A 17006-nucleotide genomic window follows, 5' to 3' on the forward strand; every position below is an offset into this window, starting at 1 on the left:
CACCCAAACCGCCATGTTGCCTATAAGCTACATTTGATGTCGCTTATAGGCAACATGCTTCAGGTCGGATACGGTTTGCTCATGCCGAAAGCACCTGATGACACTGCTGCTCTTCTGGCACGTCGTCAGGCCTTCGGGAGGCGCCTGAAGGATCTACGCGTGCGAGCAGGCTTGTCTCAGGCGCAACTTGCGGAGTCAGCCGACATGAACCGCGTCTTCTACGTCGGCGTCGAGGGCGGTCGGCGCAACGTGTCGCTGGACAAAGTGTTCGCCTTGGCCGACGCGCTGGGGGTCGACGTGGGAGAGCTCTTCCGCGACCTGAACAGTTCGATCACTGATCCAAGCCCGGGACCAGGTGACGAGACCCTGCCGCGGCAATGAGCGTCACAACGGAACGGCGAGGGGCTGGCAGGGAACGGTCCACTCCGTGCATGCCGTCTGAATGAAGCCTTCGTCGGTTCGGGCATCGTCGCGGGCGGCGGCCTTCACGACGAAGCCGTGCTCCGCCAAGAGCCTCACCGCCTCCTCGTGGGGCAAGACCGGCACCTCGCCGGTGACGGCGATCATCTGCCGGCCGGGGGCGTCGGGGTGGGGCCATGGTGAGGGTGTCGGCCGGCCCGATGTCGAGGTTCGGTCCGACTGCTATTCCCAGGTCCGGGTCGATGACGGACATTACCCACCGTCCGCAGAAGACGCCGGCCTCGGTTGATGCACGCGAACTTGCTCAGCTGGCCTTGCTCAATTCGCTGTCGACTGGACGTGCTTGCCGGTCATGCTCCTTGCGGGCCTGTTCCAGCAGGCGACGCCAGGAGGTGACGGTCGGCCGCCGTCGCAGCAGAGCGCGTCGTTCCCTGTCCGTCATGCCGCCCCACACGCCATGTTCGATGCGGGCGTCAAGGGCGTAGGCGAGGCACTCGGTGCGTACGGGGCAGCCGTTGCAGATGGCTTTCGCCCGGTTCTGGGCTGCGCCGTCGACGAAGAGCTCATCTGGGTCACTGGCGCGGCATATCGCCCGCGTACCCCATCCTTGATCATTCGCGATCACTCCGGCGCCGTCCTCTCCCCAATCCAGCCCACCGCCTCCAGCCTACGGAGGACGATCTCGGCGACGCTACGGAAGTAGCGTGGGGCATGGGACACGCGTCCTGCGGATCAATCCCTTCGGGTGACGCTCCTCTTGACAGCACGGACCAGCAAATGGTGGAGCGCAGGCGCAAAATGAGCTACGAGATCCCGACAAGGTCCTCGGTGGGGCGGGTCCTGGCCCGCACGCGACGTGCTTCCTCGTCGCGATGGTGGCGAAGTGCCGTGAGCTCGGTGTAGAGGTCGGTCCATCCCTCGGGAGGCTCGGGCTCGGTGACCCGGAGGCCGTCCCACACCGGGCCGGGAACATGCAGGTCGAAGACCCGGCGGGTTAGGTCACGCTCATCGTCAGCCATGACCCGAACGGTGGTCTCTGGGTGCCTATCGTGGTCGTTGGTGATGAGCGCGACGAGCTCGTGGTCGAGGAGGTGCCCGATGCGGGTCTCCCACCACGACCAGCGGCGGCGCGGGTGGGTTCCGGCCCGGTGGGCATCGCGTGTGAAGTCGATGACGGTCATGACGCCCGACCGCCGGATCTCGGTGAGGATCTCCTGGTGGGCGTCGGTGAGACGCGTTGGCCTTCGGGGCTTGGATGTGCGGGCCGCGGGATCTGGCAAGCCGGCTTCCTGCCGGAGGGTCGCGTGCATGCCGGTCACACAGGCGGCCCGGAAGCGGGACTGCCACCAACGCTGGCGGGCCGGGTCGTCGTGCAGGTGCAGCAGTCCTGGGCACAGCTGGCACAGGCGCAGCCGGACGCCGGGCGGTTCACCGGCGGAGTCGTCGCCCTGCTCAGGCCACCATGTGTGTTCGGTGAGAGCGGTCCTGCCGCACAGGGAGCACCCATTGGTATGGCCTGGTTCTTCGGTCAGAGCGGACACGATCCGTCGGGCGGCGCCTCGGCCGCCGTCGAAGTCGTACGCGGACGGTGCCGCGGCACCGCCCAGGATGAGGCAGTCCTGGCACAGCCCGATCGGTGAGGTGCTGTGCTCATGCCCGGGGGCGGCGACCCGTTCGGCGGGGCCCGGCTTCCGGCACCAGGAGCAGCGTGACAGCGGTTCCGGTGCGGCAGGCCGGGTGTAGGGGGCGGTCGGCGCGGCGTCCACCGTCAGGTCGCGCTGCTCGCGGAAGAGGACGGGGGCTTGCACGGTGTCATCGGATTTGAACAGGCGGACGGCTTTGCTGTGGCCGGCGAGCTTGAGGCGGGTCTTCCAGTGGCCGTAGCCGATCATGTCCCGTACGAGGTCCCGCTCGCCGCGGTCCTGGGCCGCATCGTGCATCCGGTGCTCCGCCTTGGCCTGCTCCAGCGGGTCGGACAGTCGCGGGCGCAGAGTCACGGCCAGGTCGACATGGAGCATCGGCTCGGCCGCCGAATCCGCGAGTGCTCCCAGCGCACGGATCTCCTCGACCCAGTACAGGGTTTTGTCTGGGTCGGTGTTCACCTCATGGGCCGCTTTGACCACAGTGGCGGCCAGGGCCTGGGCACGCCGGGGGCTGGAGGGCCTGCGGCCCGAGGCAGAGGCGAGGAGCCGGCCTGTTTCGGTCGGTTTCCACAGGCGGTCGTCTTGATGCCCCCATGGCCGGTCGCGACGGTCCTCGCCGTGAGGGCCGCTGAGCAGCCCGACCTTCACGAGTCGGTTCAGGTAGTCGGCGGTGTCGCCTTCGGTGAGGCCGAGGGGGCTCGTCAGCTCGCGTACACCAACGCCCCAGCGTTCGGCGCGCTTCAGGACCGCACGGGCGTCGCGGACATCCCGCCCGCACAGCGAGGCGGCCAAGTCGACAACGAACTCGCCTTCATACGTGCCCAGACCGCCAAGGGGACGCAAGGCCGGCCTGCCGACAGGGCGTTCAACGGCTGCGTGGAGGTCGCCGATGAGCCGTGTCTCCACGTCGTCCAGCTGGTCGGCAGCCGCCCGCGGGCCGATCACCCGGCCTGCAGAGGGGTGGTGGGGGGCGTCGGGGTTCCTGTCGGTCACGCGACCAACGCTATCGGTTCGTGGATAAGCAGGCCGTCCGACGTCCCAGGTGTGCGTGCCCGTCGTCTCGAGCGCCGCGTGAACCGGTTTCAACGACATCAAGAGGTGTTCCCGTGTCTGAGAAGGTCACCAAGGACAAGGTGCCGTGCTACGCCGTACGTTGAGGGCGAGATCGAGTGCTGCCTGGAACAGGGGCAGGCTTCCGGGGTAGGCGGTGAATGCCCGGGGAAGGGCCGCCACACCTGGGGAGGTCGAAGCGGTCCTTCCCCGTCCTCGTGGCCCGGGCACTTGGGCGCCCGTATCCGTCCTGTCGAACGAACGTTGAGCCGGTTCCGGGCCGGTGCCGGGTTCGGGCCGGGGCAACCCCCACCTTCTCGGGGACAGCTTCGCTCGGACGCGGAGTTGTCAGCCGCGGAGTTCTTCCGCAGCCACCTCGCAGAGCACACCTTCCAGTCGGCCGATGGCTTGCCGGACCTGTCGCCGCTGCGCCGTGGGCAGCACTGGCTCCGACCAGACGCCCGCCACCCGCACCCTGAACAGCAGCGGGATACAAACCGACTCCACGGCAAGCACCACCCCATGGCCGCTGAAGATGTCGTAGTGCGCACTGCGTGACCACATCGACCCCCGTAGTTCCTCCAGCGTCGCCAGCAGCGCTGGCACCCCGCCCTGGTCGAACTCGTCACTCACCTTCGAGGCCAATGCCTCAACCGCCACGCAGCAGCCAGCCGCCATAAGGAACCGGGCCGGTCGGCCGGACTGCGCGGCCCGCAGTGCGTTTGTGTACTTCTCGCCTGTTGCCGCCTGCCACGTGCGGGCCCTCTGCGCGGCGGTGGACTGCTTCTTGGGCATCTGCTGCTCGTCCCTGGCGGTCTCCCACGCTCCCGCCGGACGAAGGCATACCGAAGGGGACGCGGGCCCCGGAGGACCTTGGCCGGTCGATCACCTGGCGACGTGGGCGCCGGTGACGGCGGGAGGCGTGCGCGACTTGCCCGCCACAGATCGTACAGCGGCGACTTCCAGGACTGTACGGGCGGTCACAGGCGCAGTCGGCGGTGCGCTCGGCGCCGAGGGTGGCCGACCTGCCCTGGCACACACCGTCGATGAGGGCGAGCACCCATTCGTCCGTGTCAGAGCTGACCTGCGGCCACACCGGCCCTGGAGTTCTCCGAGGTCAAGCCGATAGATCGAATGTCCGTGCGTATTGTCGTTGGGTCGGGATACCGTTTGTCGGTAGATCATGAACGATGGGGGGCCGCATGGAGGCCATCGCAAACACCTACCGGCACATCGGGCGCCCGCCCGGCATCCGGACTGGCGCCGACGGACTGACCGTGCGGCAGCGGAAGGTTCTGGACTGCATTCGCGAATCGGTCAAGCAGCGCGGCTACCCGCCGTCGATGCGCGAGATTGGGCAGGCGGTGAACTTGTCGAGCACCTCATCGGTCGCCCACCAACTCCAGGCCTTGGAGAAGAAGGGGCTCCTCCGGCGCGACCCACACCGACCGCGCGCCTACGTCCTGGTCCAGGACGCTGAGCCCAATCCCAGCGACGCTGAGCTCACCGCCCGGGCTGCAGAAGCTGAACGCTCTGCGGCCGTGACGGACATTCCACTCATCGGCCGCATCGCCGCCGGCGTCCCGATCACTGCGGACCAACAGGTAGACGACGTCCTCACTCTGCCGCGGCAGCTCGTGGGGTCTGGTGAACTCTTCGTCCTGACTGTGGTCGGGGACTCCATGGCCGGCGAAGGCAGCATCCTTGATGGTGATCTTGTCGTCGTGCGGGCGCAACCAACTGCGGAACAAGGGGCCATCGTGGTCGCCATGCTCGACGGGGAGGCCACGGTGAAGCGCCTCAGGCGGAACGGCACCGACACGTGGCTGATGCCGGACAACAAGAATTACGAACCCATCAACGGCAACGACGCCACGATCCTCGGCATCGTCACCGCCGTCATGCGACGGATCTGACCTGACCGCAGGCCGACAAGGCGCCAGAGGCGGACGTCCTCGGTCGGTGAGGTTGCCCGCATGGCGACGGAGCAGGCCGAGACGGCGAACTGGCCCTGGTAGGGCAGTTGGTCCAGGACCTGCGTGGGAGTCGCCAAAGGGGTTCGCTTGAAATGGGATCACCGGACTGCGCGGGCGCGGAGCCTCTAACGTGTCACGTCATGAGAGTGCTGATTGCCGGCGGCAGCGGATTCTTGGGCAGTGAGCTGGCTCGCCAGGCGGTAGCAGCGGGTCACGAGACGGTGGCAACCTTCGCGACGAAGCCCAGCAACATCCCGGAGGTCGCCTGGCAGGCCCTCGATCTTCGGGACCAGGAGAGTGTTGAAGCAGTCGTCGCCGCAACAGCCCCTCGCGTCATCGTCAATACTTCGAGCGCTCAAGCGGAATGGGCGGTCACGGCCGAAGGCCCCGCCCGCCTGGCGATCGCAGCAGCCAGGAGCGGCTGCCGCTTCGTGCACGTCTCCAGCGACGCCGTGTTCTCCGGGGCCCAAGTCACCTATGACGAAACCAGCCTTCCCGACCCGGTCACCCCCTACGGTGCGGCAAAGGCGGCAGCAGAGACGGCTGTCCGATTTGTGCACCCGGACGCTGTCATCGCCCGCACCTCGCTGATCATCGGCGACCGGCGGTCCGAGCACGTACGCGCGGTGCATGACCTTGCGGGCGGCGTCCGCAGCGGTGTGCTGTTCACCGACGACATCCGATGTCCGGTGCATGTCGCCGACCTGGCTGCAGCCCTACTGGAGCTCGCATTCGACGACGCGCACGGTGTTCATCATCTGGGGGGAGCCGACGCCGTCAGCCGCTACGAGCTGGGGGTCCTCGTCGCCAGGCGAGACGGGCTAGACGCTTCCCGGCTGTCCGCGGGCCTGAGGGCCGACACCACACTCCCTGGGGCACTCGACCTGCGTCTCGACAGCCGCGCCACCCAGCGCAGGCTGCTCACCACGCTGCGGGGCGCCCGCCAGTTCCTGGCCGCAGGAGGGTGAGCGCCCCCAGAAGCCGCCAGGCAAGTCACCGCGTGCAAGCGGAATGCCCGCCCGCCTCGGTCTCCCCGCTCTGGTCCTCGGCAGCCGCTGTCACGGAGACCTGGGTGCGCAATGTTGTCAGTGGGTCGAACTAGCATCCAGGACATGAGCACTCCCGCCCCCGCAGCCGAGGACCAGCCGTTCGATCCGAAAGAATTCCCCAAGGACCTGCTCGATGCTCAGTTGAAACTCGCCGAACTGTACGCCGCACTCCACGCGCATCAGGCCCAGCTTCCCTGGTCCCGTGAGCCGGACGACGGCTGGCCGGAGGAACCGGAGCGATGGCACCGTCGTGGGCGTCCGGAGACGACCGGTTGGAAGGCAGGCGACGCCGAGACGTACGACCGCCTGTGGGAGGACCTCCGCAAGGCGGCCGAGGCCGTGCAGGGACACGAGCACTGGAAGCTCTGCCAGAAGCACGGCGTCGAGGGCTTCGCCCTGGTCGCCGCACGGCAGGCTCTCAAGCACGCCGAGGGCGCCGTACCAACATGCAAGAAGGACGAACCCGCCCTCGACCAGGACGGCGTCGAGCGAGCGGCCTGATCGATCCTCGGGCCCGTTCCTGCCCGACCGGGCCCGAGGCCTTGTCTGGCCTCCGAAGTCTCCAGCGGCGTCGTCATCCGTCGACGGCCGCACGCCGTTCGAATGCCCGGCTCGTTCTTCTGGCCAGGCTCTGAGATCACGGGGCTGACGGGAGGGTGCACTGATCGACGACCCTCACACAGCACACATGCACTTCGAACGGGCTTAGGTGGAGGGCGGCGCCCGGCCCAGGGCGCGGGGTGCCGGGGCCGCCCAGGCCCTGCTGTCCTGTCAGCGCAAGGCAATACGACGCTAGGGCTTAGCAGTCGGCTTCGCTCATCCTGCGCAGCACCTGGGCGAGCGATGACGAGGGTACGCCCGCCGGGCAGCAGCACTGCGGTGGTGGACCGCGGCATGGGGTGCTCCCTCCAGCCACTGCTGTTCATCAGGTTTTGAACAAGGGCGTGTCGGCTGGTGTCAGGTCGGTGCGGACGCGGTGCAGTCGGGCCGGGTGACGGAAGCGGCCGGCACTGTCCCGGGCGACATCGGCGGCGATTTCCACCACTACCTCGGGCTTCACGAGGGTGACGGTGAGGGTCTCTCTGGTGCCCCACCCGGCGGAGAACGTCCACCCTGTCCACGGATGTCCGGCCCTAGCCGGGACGAGCAGCCTGGACAAGAGCGTGCCAGCAGCGCGGGCCAGCGTGGTAGTGCGGCCGGTGTACTGCAAGAGCCCGCGGGCGTCGAGCCTGCCCAGCAGCAGGCTGCGGGGAGCGGCAAGGGGGCCGGTGATCGCGCCGATGATCGCCTCCTGCGTTTCGCGCACCTTGTACTTGCGCCATCCGCGCACTGTCGGCCGGTAGGGGTCATCGAGTCGCTTGAAGCAGAGGCCCTCCATGCCGACGGCCGTCCATGACAGCCACTCGGCCGCGGTGTCGGGGTCAGTGGTCGACGGGCACAGCGCCCACGGCGCCGACAGCGGGCGCTCGGCGAACACGTCCTCCAGCGCACTCCGGCGCCGACGGTACGGCCATGCCGTCGTCTCGGTGCCGGCCAGCCGCAGCACGTCGAAGGCAACGAAGTGGGCCGGCCATGTCGCGGAGGCATCTACCGCCCCCGTTCCCCGCCGCTGCAGTCGGCCTTGGAGACGCTCGAACGCCAGCCGCCCGGATTCCCACACGACCAGTTCCCCGTCGAGCGCCGTCGCGTCCGGCAGCTGCACCGTTGCCGCCACGATCTCGGGAAACATCCCTGCGAGATCCGTGCCGTGCCGCGAGCGCACCACCACGTGCCCTGCTTCTGTGGAGAGCTGGGCGCGGAAGCCGTCCCACTTCGGTTCGGCCGCCCACTCCTGCGGCAGGTCGGGGCTGTTCACGGCCGCAGCGAGCATCGGCTCGGGAAGTGTCCAGGTCATGAGCGCGGCATTCGGGCGGACGTCAGGCGGCGCTCTTCTTGCGGCGGTGCCCGGCATGGGTGAGTGCGTCGGCGAGCTGCTCGCGGCTCATCTTGGAGCGGCCTTCGATGCCCTGCTCGGTCGCCCGCTGGTACAGCTCCGTCTTGCTCAGCTGCCGCAGGTTGTCCTTGCCTGCGCTGCGCTGGCGGGCTTTCGAAGTGGTCCGTGCGGTCTTCGGCGGCGCTTTGCGGGCAGCTGGTTTCTTCGGCGCCTTCGCGGCCGGCTTGCGTGCGGTCTTACGGGCGGGCGCCTTCTTGGTCGGCCGTGGCTCGGCGTCCGTCTTCTTGCCGCGGGCCTGGTCGAGGCTCCCTTGCAAGACGGACATCAGGTCGATGACGTTGGTGGCCTGCGGCGCCTCCTCTGCCACCGCGACCTCCTGGCCCTCGGCCTTCGCCTGCACCAGCTCACGGACCTTCTCCTCGTAGGTGTCGTGATACCGGCCGGGTTCCCAGGGCGCACTCAGGGCGTCGACGAGCTGAATGGCCAGCGTCAGTTCCTTGCCCTTGCTGGCGCGGCTCGAGGGGAGCTCGGGCAGCTCCTTGCCGGGGTCGCGTACCTCGTCCGCCCAGTGGAGCGTCTGCAGCACCAGCAACCGGTCCTCGGCGCGCAGGGCGGTGAGGTACTGCTTGCCGCGCATGACGAACGTCGCGATCCCGGCCTTGTCCGACTCCGCGAGCGCCGCGCGGAGCAGTTCGTAGACCTTGGTGTACTCCTTGCCGCGGGGTGCGACGTAGTAGGTGCGGTCGAAGTAGACCGGCTCGATGTCGGCCAGGTCGACGAAGTCGGTGATGTCGATGGTCTGGGAGCGGCCCGGCGCGATCTGGTCCAGCTCGTCGGGCTCGACGACGATGTACTCGCCCTCGGCGAGCTCGTAGCCCTTGACGATGTTCTCGGACGGGACTTCCCTGCCGGTGCGTTCGTTGACGCGCCGGTTGCGGATCCGGTCGGCGGTGCCTCGCTGCAGCTGGTGGAAGTGGACGGTGTGGTCTTCGGTCGCCGTGTACAGGCCTACGGGCAGGCTGGCGAGCCCGAAGGTGATCACACCGGTCCAGATCGAGCGTGCCATGACCGTTCACTCCCGCGCCTGATACTGCTGGTGGCGTCCCCGGCAGGGGCGCCTGCTGACCACGGTGTCACTCCTGGACCAGCGGCGCGCGCCGGGCGGCGGGAAGATCAGATGCCGTGGGGAAAGGGCGGGCATTGCGGCCTGGTGATCGGGTGCCGCCTACGTGGTGCCTGCGGTCATGCGGCGTACGTGCTGCGCGCTTTCGCGTGCTTCCCGCTCGGCGTGGGCGAGGGCGTCGGCGGCGGACCGGCTCTGTTCCTCAGCTTCCTGCTGTTTGTTCTCGGCTCGCTGGACCTCCTCGCGCGCCTGCTGCATTTGCTCCTCGGCGGCGGACATCCGCTTGTGGGCCTGCTCGGTGCGCTCGCGGGCCCTTTGCAGCTTGGCGTCGATGTCCGCTCGCCGTGCGCGCTCTTCACGCAAGCGCTGCTCGGCCGCCTCGGCTGCCTCCTTCGCCCGGGCCAGCTGTTCTTGGCGGGCGCGGCGCCGCTCGGAGAGTTCGTCCTTGGCCCGCGCCGGAGGAGAGGACGCCGTGCGGCCCCGGGTGCCCGGCTTCTCGGCCGACCGGGCGGTGCTGGGGCGGAGGTTGGACGGAGGAGTGAGGGCGTTGACCAGACGGCCGCCCGCCCACTGGTCGGCTGCATCCGGATCGGCCAGCACGGCGCGCAGGGTCGCTTCGAGGTCTTGCTGGACCGACTGCGAGAGCCGGTGCCCGGCCTCACGGGCGAGCTGGGCGGTCTGCCGCGACAAGGCGGATACGACACGGCGGCGCTGCGCGGAGAGATCTTTGAGTCCTTCCGCGTCCAGGGCCTGGTAGGCCTCGCGCAGCGCCTGTCCCAGTTCCAGGAACTGCCGGCTCTCTTCCGGCTGGGAGCGCAGCAGGAGGTTCGCCGCCCACGCGGCGAGGGTGGGGCGGCGGGCGGCATGGATCCGGCGTGCGTCGTCCACCCGGCCGGCCGTCTTCGCTGCTGCGGTCAGCGTCTCCCGGCGGGCGACGAAGTCGGACGGCGGCGTGGTGTACAGCTCGTCAAGGACGGCTTCGACGTCCTGCCCTCCGCCGCTGCGGCGGCCTTTGCGCGCGTTCAGTGTCCCCACGGCCACTCGGTCCTTGCCGACTCCACGACGTCCGGCTCTTCGTGACCGGTCAGGCCTGCGTGCAGGAGCACCGTGCGGTCGTGGAGGCTGTAGGCCGGCAACTGATCCTCGATGCACACCCGGCGGCCGGCTGTCCCAGACGGCGAGTGGACCATCACACGGCGCTCCGACATGGCACCAGCCTCACGTGCGCCTCACCGCCCCGCATCCCGGCCGAGGCGAGTTCCCGATCCCGCCCAGCAGGCCGAAGCCCGTCGGGTCACCTGGGCGACACGTGGAGAGCACCACAGAACGACTTCGAACAAATTTTCGGTTATGGTGGAGGCCGTGGGGGACACAGGTCAGCGGAGGGACAGACGAGAGTCGGGAGGCGCGCAGCGGTGGATTTACTCATCTGCATGTCGCATCCGGCTATTCGGCCCGCTACGGCGCTTCCCTCCCCGACGCCCTCGTGCAGGGCGCTGCCGAGCGCGGGATGACGACGCTCTCGCTGACTGACCGGGACACCGTGGCGGGCCTGGTCCGCTTCGCCACCGCTGCGGCGGCGGCCGGTATCCGTCCTGTCTTCGGCGTCAACGTCGCCGTCGCTCCGCTCACCCCTGCGGATCCTGCCGCCGGACGACTGCGTACGCCTGCGCGCGGCGGCGCGCACGTGATCGAGCCGCCGCTGCGGATCACCCTGCTCGCGCAGAACGCGACCGGGTGGGCACGGCTGTGCCGTCTGGTGTCCACTGCGCACGCCGAGACCGACGGCGCGGCGCCGGTCGTGGCCTGGCCAGTCTTGCGCGCGTACGCCGACGAGGACCTGGTGGTGTTGCTCGGCCCGTCCTCCGAACCGGTGCGGGCCCTGTCAGCCGGCCGCCCCGACGTCGCCGAGCAGCTGCTCGCGCCGTGGCGGGAGCTGGTGGGAGAGCGGCTGCGGCTGGAGAGCGTGTATCTGGGCCGGGCGGGCACTGGCGCGGGATCGCTGCGGCTGGCCGCGCGGACCATGGGTCTGGCCGACCAGCTCGGCGTACGCGCCGTGCTGACGAACGCCGTCCGCTACGCCTACCCCGGCCAGCACCGGCTGGCCGACGTCCTCGACGCCGCCCGGCTGCTGCGGCCGATCGACCGCCGTCGCCTGGACGGCGGGGAGCGGTGGCTGAAGGGCCCGGCCGCCATGTCCGCGGTCGCCGAGCGGATCGCCCAGGCCGTCGGCGACGGGTCCTCCCGCGCCGTACGCCTGCTGGCCGAGACCGAGGCCACTGGGCAGTCCTGCACCCTCACCCCGGACGATCTCGGCCTGGGCACACCGCACTTCCCCGAGCCGTCCGTCGTGGGCGCGGGCCCGGAGCCCGGCTCCGGGATGCGGCTGCTGCGGCAGCGGTGCGAGGCCGGGATGGTCGCCCGCGGCCTGGAGCGCGACGAACGCGCCGTACGACAACTCGACTACGAGCTGGACGTCATCAGCCGGCTCGGGCGCGGCTTCGAGGCGTACTTCCTCGCCGTGGCCCAGGTGGTCGCCGATACCCGGGCGCTGGGGATCCGGGTCGCCGCGCGCGGCTCCGGCGCCGGGAGCATGGTCAACCACTCCTTGTTCATCGCCACGGCCAATCCACTTGATCATCATTTGTTGTTCGAAAGGTTCGTGAATGAGCGCAGGACGTCGCTCCCTGACATTGACCTCGACGTGGAGTCCGAGCGGCGCCTGGAAGTGTACGACGCGATCATCAAGCGGTTCGGCACGGAGCGGACCGCGGTCACCGGCATGCCCGAGACCTACCGGGCGAGGCACGCCCTGCGCGACGCCGGGCTTGCCCTCGGGATGGCGCCCCAGGTCGTGGGCGAGATCGCCAAGAGCTTCCCGCATATCAGGGCGCGGGACATCCGCGCGGCCCTGGCCGAGTTGCCTGAGCTGCGGCAACTCGCCGCAGAGGCAGAGAAGTTCGGGCCGCTGTGGGAGCTCGCCGAGGGCCTGGACGCGCTGCCCCGCGGCTACGCCATGCACCCCTGCGGGGTGATCCTGTCCGACGCGTCACTGCTGGACCGGCTGCCGGTGCAGCCGACCCCGGCCAGCTACAAAATGGTTCAGGCGGATAAGGACGACATCGAGCTTGGTGGCTACGCCCTTCTGAAGCTGGACGTGCTCGGAATTCGGCTTCAGAGTGCGATGGCGCACGCGGTAGCGGAGATCCGCCGTGCCACAGGCAGAGTCCTCGATCTCGACAATCCCGACCACGTCGACCTCAACGACCGGCTGGCCTTCGAGCTGATCCAGGCCTCGGACACCGTGGGCCTGTTCCAGCTGGAGTCGCCTGGGCAACAAGATCTTTTGTCCAGGCTGCAGCCCCGGCACATGCAGGACGTCATCGCCGACATCTCGCTGTTCCGTCCAGGGCCGGTGGCTGGGGGCATGCCCGCGCTCTTCATAGCGGCCCGGCACGGCGCCGCGCCGCGGTACGCGCACCCCGACCTGGAGCCGATCTTGTCGGACACGTACGGCGTGACCATCTGGCACGAGCAGATCATCGCGACGTTCGCACAGCTGACCGGCTGCGATCGTGCTGCCGGCGAGTACGCCCGCCGCGCCCTCGCCGACGCAGACCGGCTGCCCGGCGTCGAGAAGTGGTTCCGTCGTACGGCCGGTGAGCGCGGCTACAGCACGGCCGTGCTGGACGAGGTCTGGGAAACCATTTCCAGCCACGGGGCATACGGCTTCTGCAGGGCGCACGCTGTCGCATTTGCTGTTCCTGCACTTCAGAGCGCCTTTTTGAAAGCGCACTTCCCGGCGTTCCTGTACGCCGGGCTCCTGGAGCACGACCCCGGGATGTGGCCGCGACGGCTCGTCGTGTCCGATGCCCGCCGCCACGGCGTGCCGATCCTGCCGGTCGACGTCAACTACTCCCGGGCAACGCACATGGTCGAACAGACCGAGCAGGGCTGGGGCGTGCGCCTCGCCTTCTCCAACATCAAGGGGATCAGCGAAGGTGAGGTCGCGCGACTCGTGGCCGGCCAGCCCTACAGCGGCTTGCAGGACCTGTGGCAGCGCGCCCGCCCCTCCTTGCCGATCGGGCAGCGGCTGATCCGGATCGGCGCGCTCGGGTCGGTCCCGGGCGGCCTCACCCGGCGAGATCTCCTGCTGCAGGCGACCGAGCTCCACCGGCAGTCCCGCGCTCGCACCGCCACCGACGGCCAACTGCCGCTCGGCGGCGAGCTGGTGACCTCCGTCCCGAGCGGGCTGCCCGAGATGACCAGCCGGGACAAGCTCAGCGCGGAGCTGGACACGCTCCGGATCGACGTCACCCATCACCTGATGGAGCACCACCACCGGCTGCTGAACGAACTCGGGGCGACCACCGCCGCGCACCTGCGCGGCATGATCCCCGGACAGAAGGTCCTGGTCGCCGGAGTCCGTGCCTCCACCCAGACCCCGCCGATACCGTCCGGCAAGAGGATCATCTTCGTGACCCTGGAGGACGGCACCGGCCTGGTCGATCTCGCTTTCTTCGAGAACTCCCACGAGGCCTGCGCGCACACCGTGTTCCACTCCGGTCTGCTGCTCGTGCGCGGCACCGTAGAGTCCCGCGGAGCGCGTCGTACCGTGGTCGGCGAGATGGCCTGGGATTTGGACGAGGTGGCCGCCGCCCGCCGCGACCACGGCCCCCAAGCCGCCCTCCACCTGCTCGGCCGCACTACCTCGGCTCCCACTCCGGCCGACCCAGCGGCGCCGCAGCGCACCCTTGCCGATGGCACCGCGGGCGCTCGTCTCCACCCGTACGCCGACCTCCAGCCCGCCGGCACTCGGTCGGCAGACCTGCGCCGGCTCGGGCACCGCAGTCAGGGAAGCGCGGGGTGACACGATGAGCGGGCACCACATCCTCCATCTCCGCTTCGACGTTCCAGCCGTCGAGGAAAGCGAACTCCCGCAGGAGCTAAGCCGGTTGCTGGAGGACGTCACGCCCCGCGTGCAGATGATCGGGCCGGACTCAGCTGCCCTCGACCTCACGGGAGCGATCCCGTACTGGAAACGGGACGCCCGCGGCCTGACCGAGCTGGTGCAGTTGCGTGCGCTCGCGCACTTCGGCCTGCGCAGCTCGGCGGGGTGCGCCCCCAACCGGATGCTCGCCGCGATGGCCTGCGCCCTCACCCCGCCCGGGCAGCGAACCGTCGTCGACGACTCCCCCGGCGCGATCGCCGCCTTCCTGCGCCCGCGTCCGGTCCACGAGTTGCCCGGTGTGGGCGCGCGGACCGCCGCGACGCTCGGCGAGTACGGTCTGCACACCGTCGGCGACATCACCCTTGTCCCCCAGCTCACGCTGCAACGTCTGCTCGGCGCCCGGGCTGGCCGCGCCCTCCACGAACACGCTCAAGGTCGCGACACCCAGGTCATCGACCCCACCCCGACCCCGGCGAGTATCGGCAGCGAGCACCGATTTGACCGCGACGAGCTCGACCCGGCCGCCCACCGGCGCGCCCTGATTGGCCTCGCCGACGAACTCGGGTCCCGGCTGCGTGCCTCAGGTCAGATCGCGAGTGGTCTGACCTGCACCATCCACTACGCCGACCGGAGCTCCACCCGCCGCAGCCGTGTCCTGTCCGAGGCGACTCAGCACACCGTGCTCCTGGCCCGCGCGGCGTACGCGGTCTACGAATCCCTCGGACTCCAGCGCGCCCGGGTGCGGAGCATCTCGCTGCGCGCTGACACCCTTCGACCCGCCAGCCGGGCCACCCGGCAGCTCACCCTCGACGCCCGAGAAGACAAACCTCTCGCACTCGAAGCCGTCGCCGACCGAGCCCGGGCCCGGTATGGGCGCCAGATGCTCTACCCTGCCACTCTGGCCATCATCTCCCCTGCCCCAGCTGCCCGACGCCGGCACCAGGCGGATTACCGGAGTGCCGGCGAAGACTCGGTGTGATCTGCGCTGATGGCCGATAGCCCAGCCCTTTGGCGCTGCTGGCCGACGCCCACCACCTGGCCACCTTGTCCCGCATCGACCCCGACGCACTCCGGATCAGCGCGGATGGCGACAGTGACCTCGCCAGCGCCGGGCGCAGGAACCCGGGCTTCAAATTCCTCCAGGAACAGGGCGCACGGGGCGAGCTCGCTGCCGTCCTCCCCGCGGCCCCGCACCGGGAACTCGGCGCACAGCGCGGTGACGGCGCTCCGGAGCCCGCGCAACACCTGCGGGCAGTCGCGCCGCAGGCCGCACGGGGCGAGGGCCGCGAGCCGGCGGGCGGAGAAATTGAGGTCTGCCCGACCCTGCGGCGCGGGCAGAATCGTCCGCATGGTCCGTTCGTTCTTCCGTTTCCCCGTCCCCGACCGCGAGTACGTCCAGCGGGTCCGCCGGCACCCGCCGAGCTCCCTGCTGCCGCTGATCGCGGCCGTGAGTTCGCGGTGGCCGACGAAGGAGGACTGGAGGCAGGACGGTTCCGGCCTGTACCGGCCCTGGGGGCTGGCGGACGCCGCCTGGGTGTCGCTGACCCGCGGCAACGAGTACCGGCAGCGGCTGGCCACCGACGGCGACCTGGCGGAGATCCTCGCCCAGTACGTCGCACTCGACGACATCTACCGGCGCCTCCCGGTCGGCGAGCGGCTGGAGGGCTTCCTACTGCGCGTCGCCGGGCAGCAGTTCACCTGGCAGGAAGACGACTTCTCCGAGCTCGCCCGCAGCCTGGCCCTGCTGGTCCACACGAAGCCGACCAGGCCGCTGGAGGTCCTCGTCGACGGCTGGGAGCGTGACCTGCTCGGCTGCCCGCTGGCGGACTACGTGGGCCTCGCGCAGCTCCTGTACACCGTCGCCACGCACCGGCAGGGCCGCCTCGACCTGGCATGGGTGCCCGAGCATGAGCTGACCGTCTTCGAGGAACTGACCACCCACGCCGCGGTCACCGCGGTGCTCGAGCGGCACTTCGCCACGGACGTGGCGCAGGAACGCGCTCGCGCGGCGGGCGGGCTGCTCGCGTCCGACCCGCGGCTACGCCGCTACACCCCCAACCCGCTGCGCTCCAGGCCGCTGGTGCGGTCCCTCGGTTGCGACTACCTCATCCCCGTGACGCCCGCCGTGCTCGGCAAGGTCAGCCCGATGGGCCTGTACTACACGGGCAACGAGCACTACGGGGAGCGGTTCGAGGCCTTCACCCGGGACCTGGGCGAGCTGTTCGAGCAATACGTCGGCCGGCACCTGCGGCTGCTGCCGGGCGCCGACGTCCACTCCGAGATCGTCTACGACAAGGACAACAAGAAGAGCGTCGACTGGATTGTCGTGCTGCCCCGCCTGATCCTGCTGGTCGAGGTCAAGTCGGCGCGGCCCACGGCGGGCCTGCGGCTGGGACCGCAGCAGTTCGGCGGCGAGCTGACGAAGAAGCTGGGCAAGGCGTTCACCCAGATCAACAAGTCCGCGAAGCTCATCGAGCACCGGCACCCGGCGTTCGCGCACATCCCCGACGACCGGCCCGTGTTCGGGATCGTGGTGACGATGGAGCCGTACCACCTGATCAACGCCCCCGACTTCCGTGGCCTGTTGCCGGAGACGGTGGTGCCCACGGTGGTCGCCTCGGCCGGCGAACTGGAGGACGCCGTCGTCGCGACCGACCCGGGCATGGAGGAGGGGATCGTGTCCCGGATCGGGCGGCCGCCGCCGGGCGGCTGGTCCCTGCGGGACCTCGCAGGCGGGCGGACAGCTATCAACCCGATCCTGGACCAGGCGTGGGAGACCTCCCCCTGGGGCACCGAGCACGCCTCCGCCGGCGGCAGCCTGGGGGCTGCCGCGCCGCGTCCTGGGCCGGGTTGATGTGCCG

Annotated in this window: 15 protein-coding genes; 7 read left to right on the forward strand and 8 right to left on the reverse strand. The window is 69.7% G+C overall.

The features are described 5' to 3' along the window. Positions 1–36: 36 nt before the first annotated feature. A complete protein-coding gene (locus ACIRQF_RS30380; protein WP_404096862.1) occupies positions 37–381 on the forward strand; it encodes a helix-turn-helix domain-containing protein in 345 nt (114 codons plus the stop codon). A 3-nt stretch (positions 382–384) separates the two neighbouring features. On the opposite strand, the gene ACIRQF_RS30385 is transcribed toward ACIRQF_RS30380, so the two are convergent. The 4 genes from ACIRQF_RS30385 to ACIRQF_RS30400 all read right to left on the reverse strand — a co-directional run bounded on the left by ACIRQF_RS30385 (position 385) and on the right by ACIRQF_RS30400 (position 3908). After that, entirely contained in the window at positions 385–567 is a 183-nt protein-coding gene (locus ACIRQF_RS30385; protein WP_404096865.1) for a hypothetical protein, read from the reverse strand. 157 nt (positions 568–724) lie between these two features. Next, entirely contained in the window at positions 725–1072 is a 348-nt protein-coding gene (locus ACIRQF_RS30390) for a WhiB family transcriptional regulator (protein WP_404097560.1), read from the reverse strand. Between the two features lie 151 nt (positions 1073–1223). Beyond that, complete coding sequence (locus ACIRQF_RS30395; RefSeq protein WP_404096868.1) at positions 1224–3155, reverse strand: hypothetical protein; 1932 nt, start codon at positions 3153–3155, stop codon at positions 1224–1226. A 306-nt stretch (positions 3156–3461) separates the two neighbouring features. Beyond that, positions 3462–3908 (reverse strand): hypothetical protein, encoded by a 447-nt coding sequence (locus ACIRQF_RS30400; RefSeq protein WP_404096871.1) that lies wholly within the window; start codon positions 3906–3908, stop codon positions 3462–3464. A 395-nt stretch (positions 3909–4303) separates the two neighbouring features. On the opposite strand from ACIRQF_RS30400, the gene lexA reads away from it, so the two are divergent. The 3 genes from lexA (at position 4304) to ACIRQF_RS30415 (ending at position 6639) form a co-directional block, all read left to right on the forward strand. After that, positions 4304–5029, forward strand: a complete 726-nt coding sequence (lexA, locus tag ACIRQF_RS30405) for a transcriptional repressor LexA (RefSeq protein WP_404096874.1) — start codon at positions 4304–4306, stop codon at positions 5027–5029. A 200-nt stretch (positions 5030–5229) separates the two neighbouring features. After that, on the forward strand, positions 5230–6057 hold the full coding sequence (locus tag ACIRQF_RS30410) for an SDR family oxidoreductase (RefSeq protein ID WP_404096877.1): 828 nt from the start codon (positions 5230–5232) through the stop codon (positions 6055–6057). Between the two features lie 144 nt (positions 6058–6201). Next, entirely contained in the window at positions 6202–6639 is a 438-nt protein-coding gene (locus ACIRQF_RS30415) for a hypothetical protein (RefSeq protein ID WP_404096880.1), read from the forward strand. A 424-nt stretch (positions 6640–7063) separates the two neighbouring features. Here ACIRQF_RS30415 and ACIRQF_RS30420 read toward each other — a convergent pair whose 3' ends face one another. From ACIRQF_RS30420 to ACIRQF_RS30430, 3 genes are all read right to left on the reverse strand, one after another. Then, positions 7064–8032 (reverse strand): ATP-dependent DNA ligase, encoded by a 969-nt coding sequence (locus ACIRQF_RS30420; RefSeq protein ID WP_404096883.1) that lies wholly within the window; start codon positions 8030–8032, stop codon positions 7064–7066. 22 nt (positions 8033–8054) lie between these two features. Then, positions 8055–9137 carry a Ku protein gene (locus tag ACIRQF_RS30425; RefSeq protein ID WP_404096886.1) on the reverse strand — a complete coding sequence of 361 codons (1083 nt, stop codon included), beginning with the start codon at positions 9135–9137 and terminating at the stop codon, positions 8055–8057. A 159-nt stretch (positions 9138–9296) separates the two neighbouring features. Next, on the reverse strand, positions 9297–10229 hold the full coding sequence (locus tag ACIRQF_RS30430; RefSeq protein WP_404096889.1) for a hypothetical protein: 933 nt from the start codon (positions 10227–10229) through the stop codon (positions 9297–9299). 394 nt (positions 10230–10623) lie between these two features. On the opposite strand from ACIRQF_RS30430, the gene ACIRQF_RS30435 reads away from it, so the two are divergent. Then, entirely contained in the window at positions 10624–14064 is a 3441-nt protein-coding gene (locus tag ACIRQF_RS30435; RefSeq protein WP_404097564.1) for a DNA polymerase III subunit alpha, read from the forward strand. Positions 14065–14068: 4 nt separating this feature from the next. Next, positions 14069–15124 carry a DNA polymerase thumb domain-containing protein gene (locus ACIRQF_RS30440; protein ID WP_404096892.1) on the forward strand — a complete coding sequence of 352 codons (1056 nt, stop codon included), beginning with the start codon at positions 14069–14071 and terminating at the stop codon, positions 15122–15124. On the opposite strand, the gene ACIRQF_RS30445 is transcribed toward ACIRQF_RS30440, so the two are convergent. Then, entirely contained in the window at positions 15094–15495 is a 402-nt protein-coding gene (locus ACIRQF_RS30445) for a hypothetical protein (RefSeq protein ID WP_404096895.1), read from the reverse strand. The two genes, ACIRQF_RS30440 and ACIRQF_RS30445, sit on opposite strands and share 31 nt — an antisense overlap. Here ACIRQF_RS30445 and ACIRQF_RS30450 point away from each other — a divergent pair. Further along, positions 15494–16999, forward strand: coding sequence for a nuclease-related domain-containing protein (locus ACIRQF_RS30450; RefSeq protein ID WP_404096898.1), 1506 nt, complete (start codon positions 15494–15496; stop codon positions 16997–16999). The genes ACIRQF_RS30445 and ACIRQF_RS30450 overlap by 2 nt on opposite strands. Positions 17000–17006 lie beyond the last annotated feature (7 nt).

This window comes from Streptomyces sp. NPDC101191, from assembly GCF_044767915.1.
Lineage (GTDB): Bacteria > Actinomycetota > Actinomycetes > Streptomycetales > Streptomycetaceae > Streptomyces.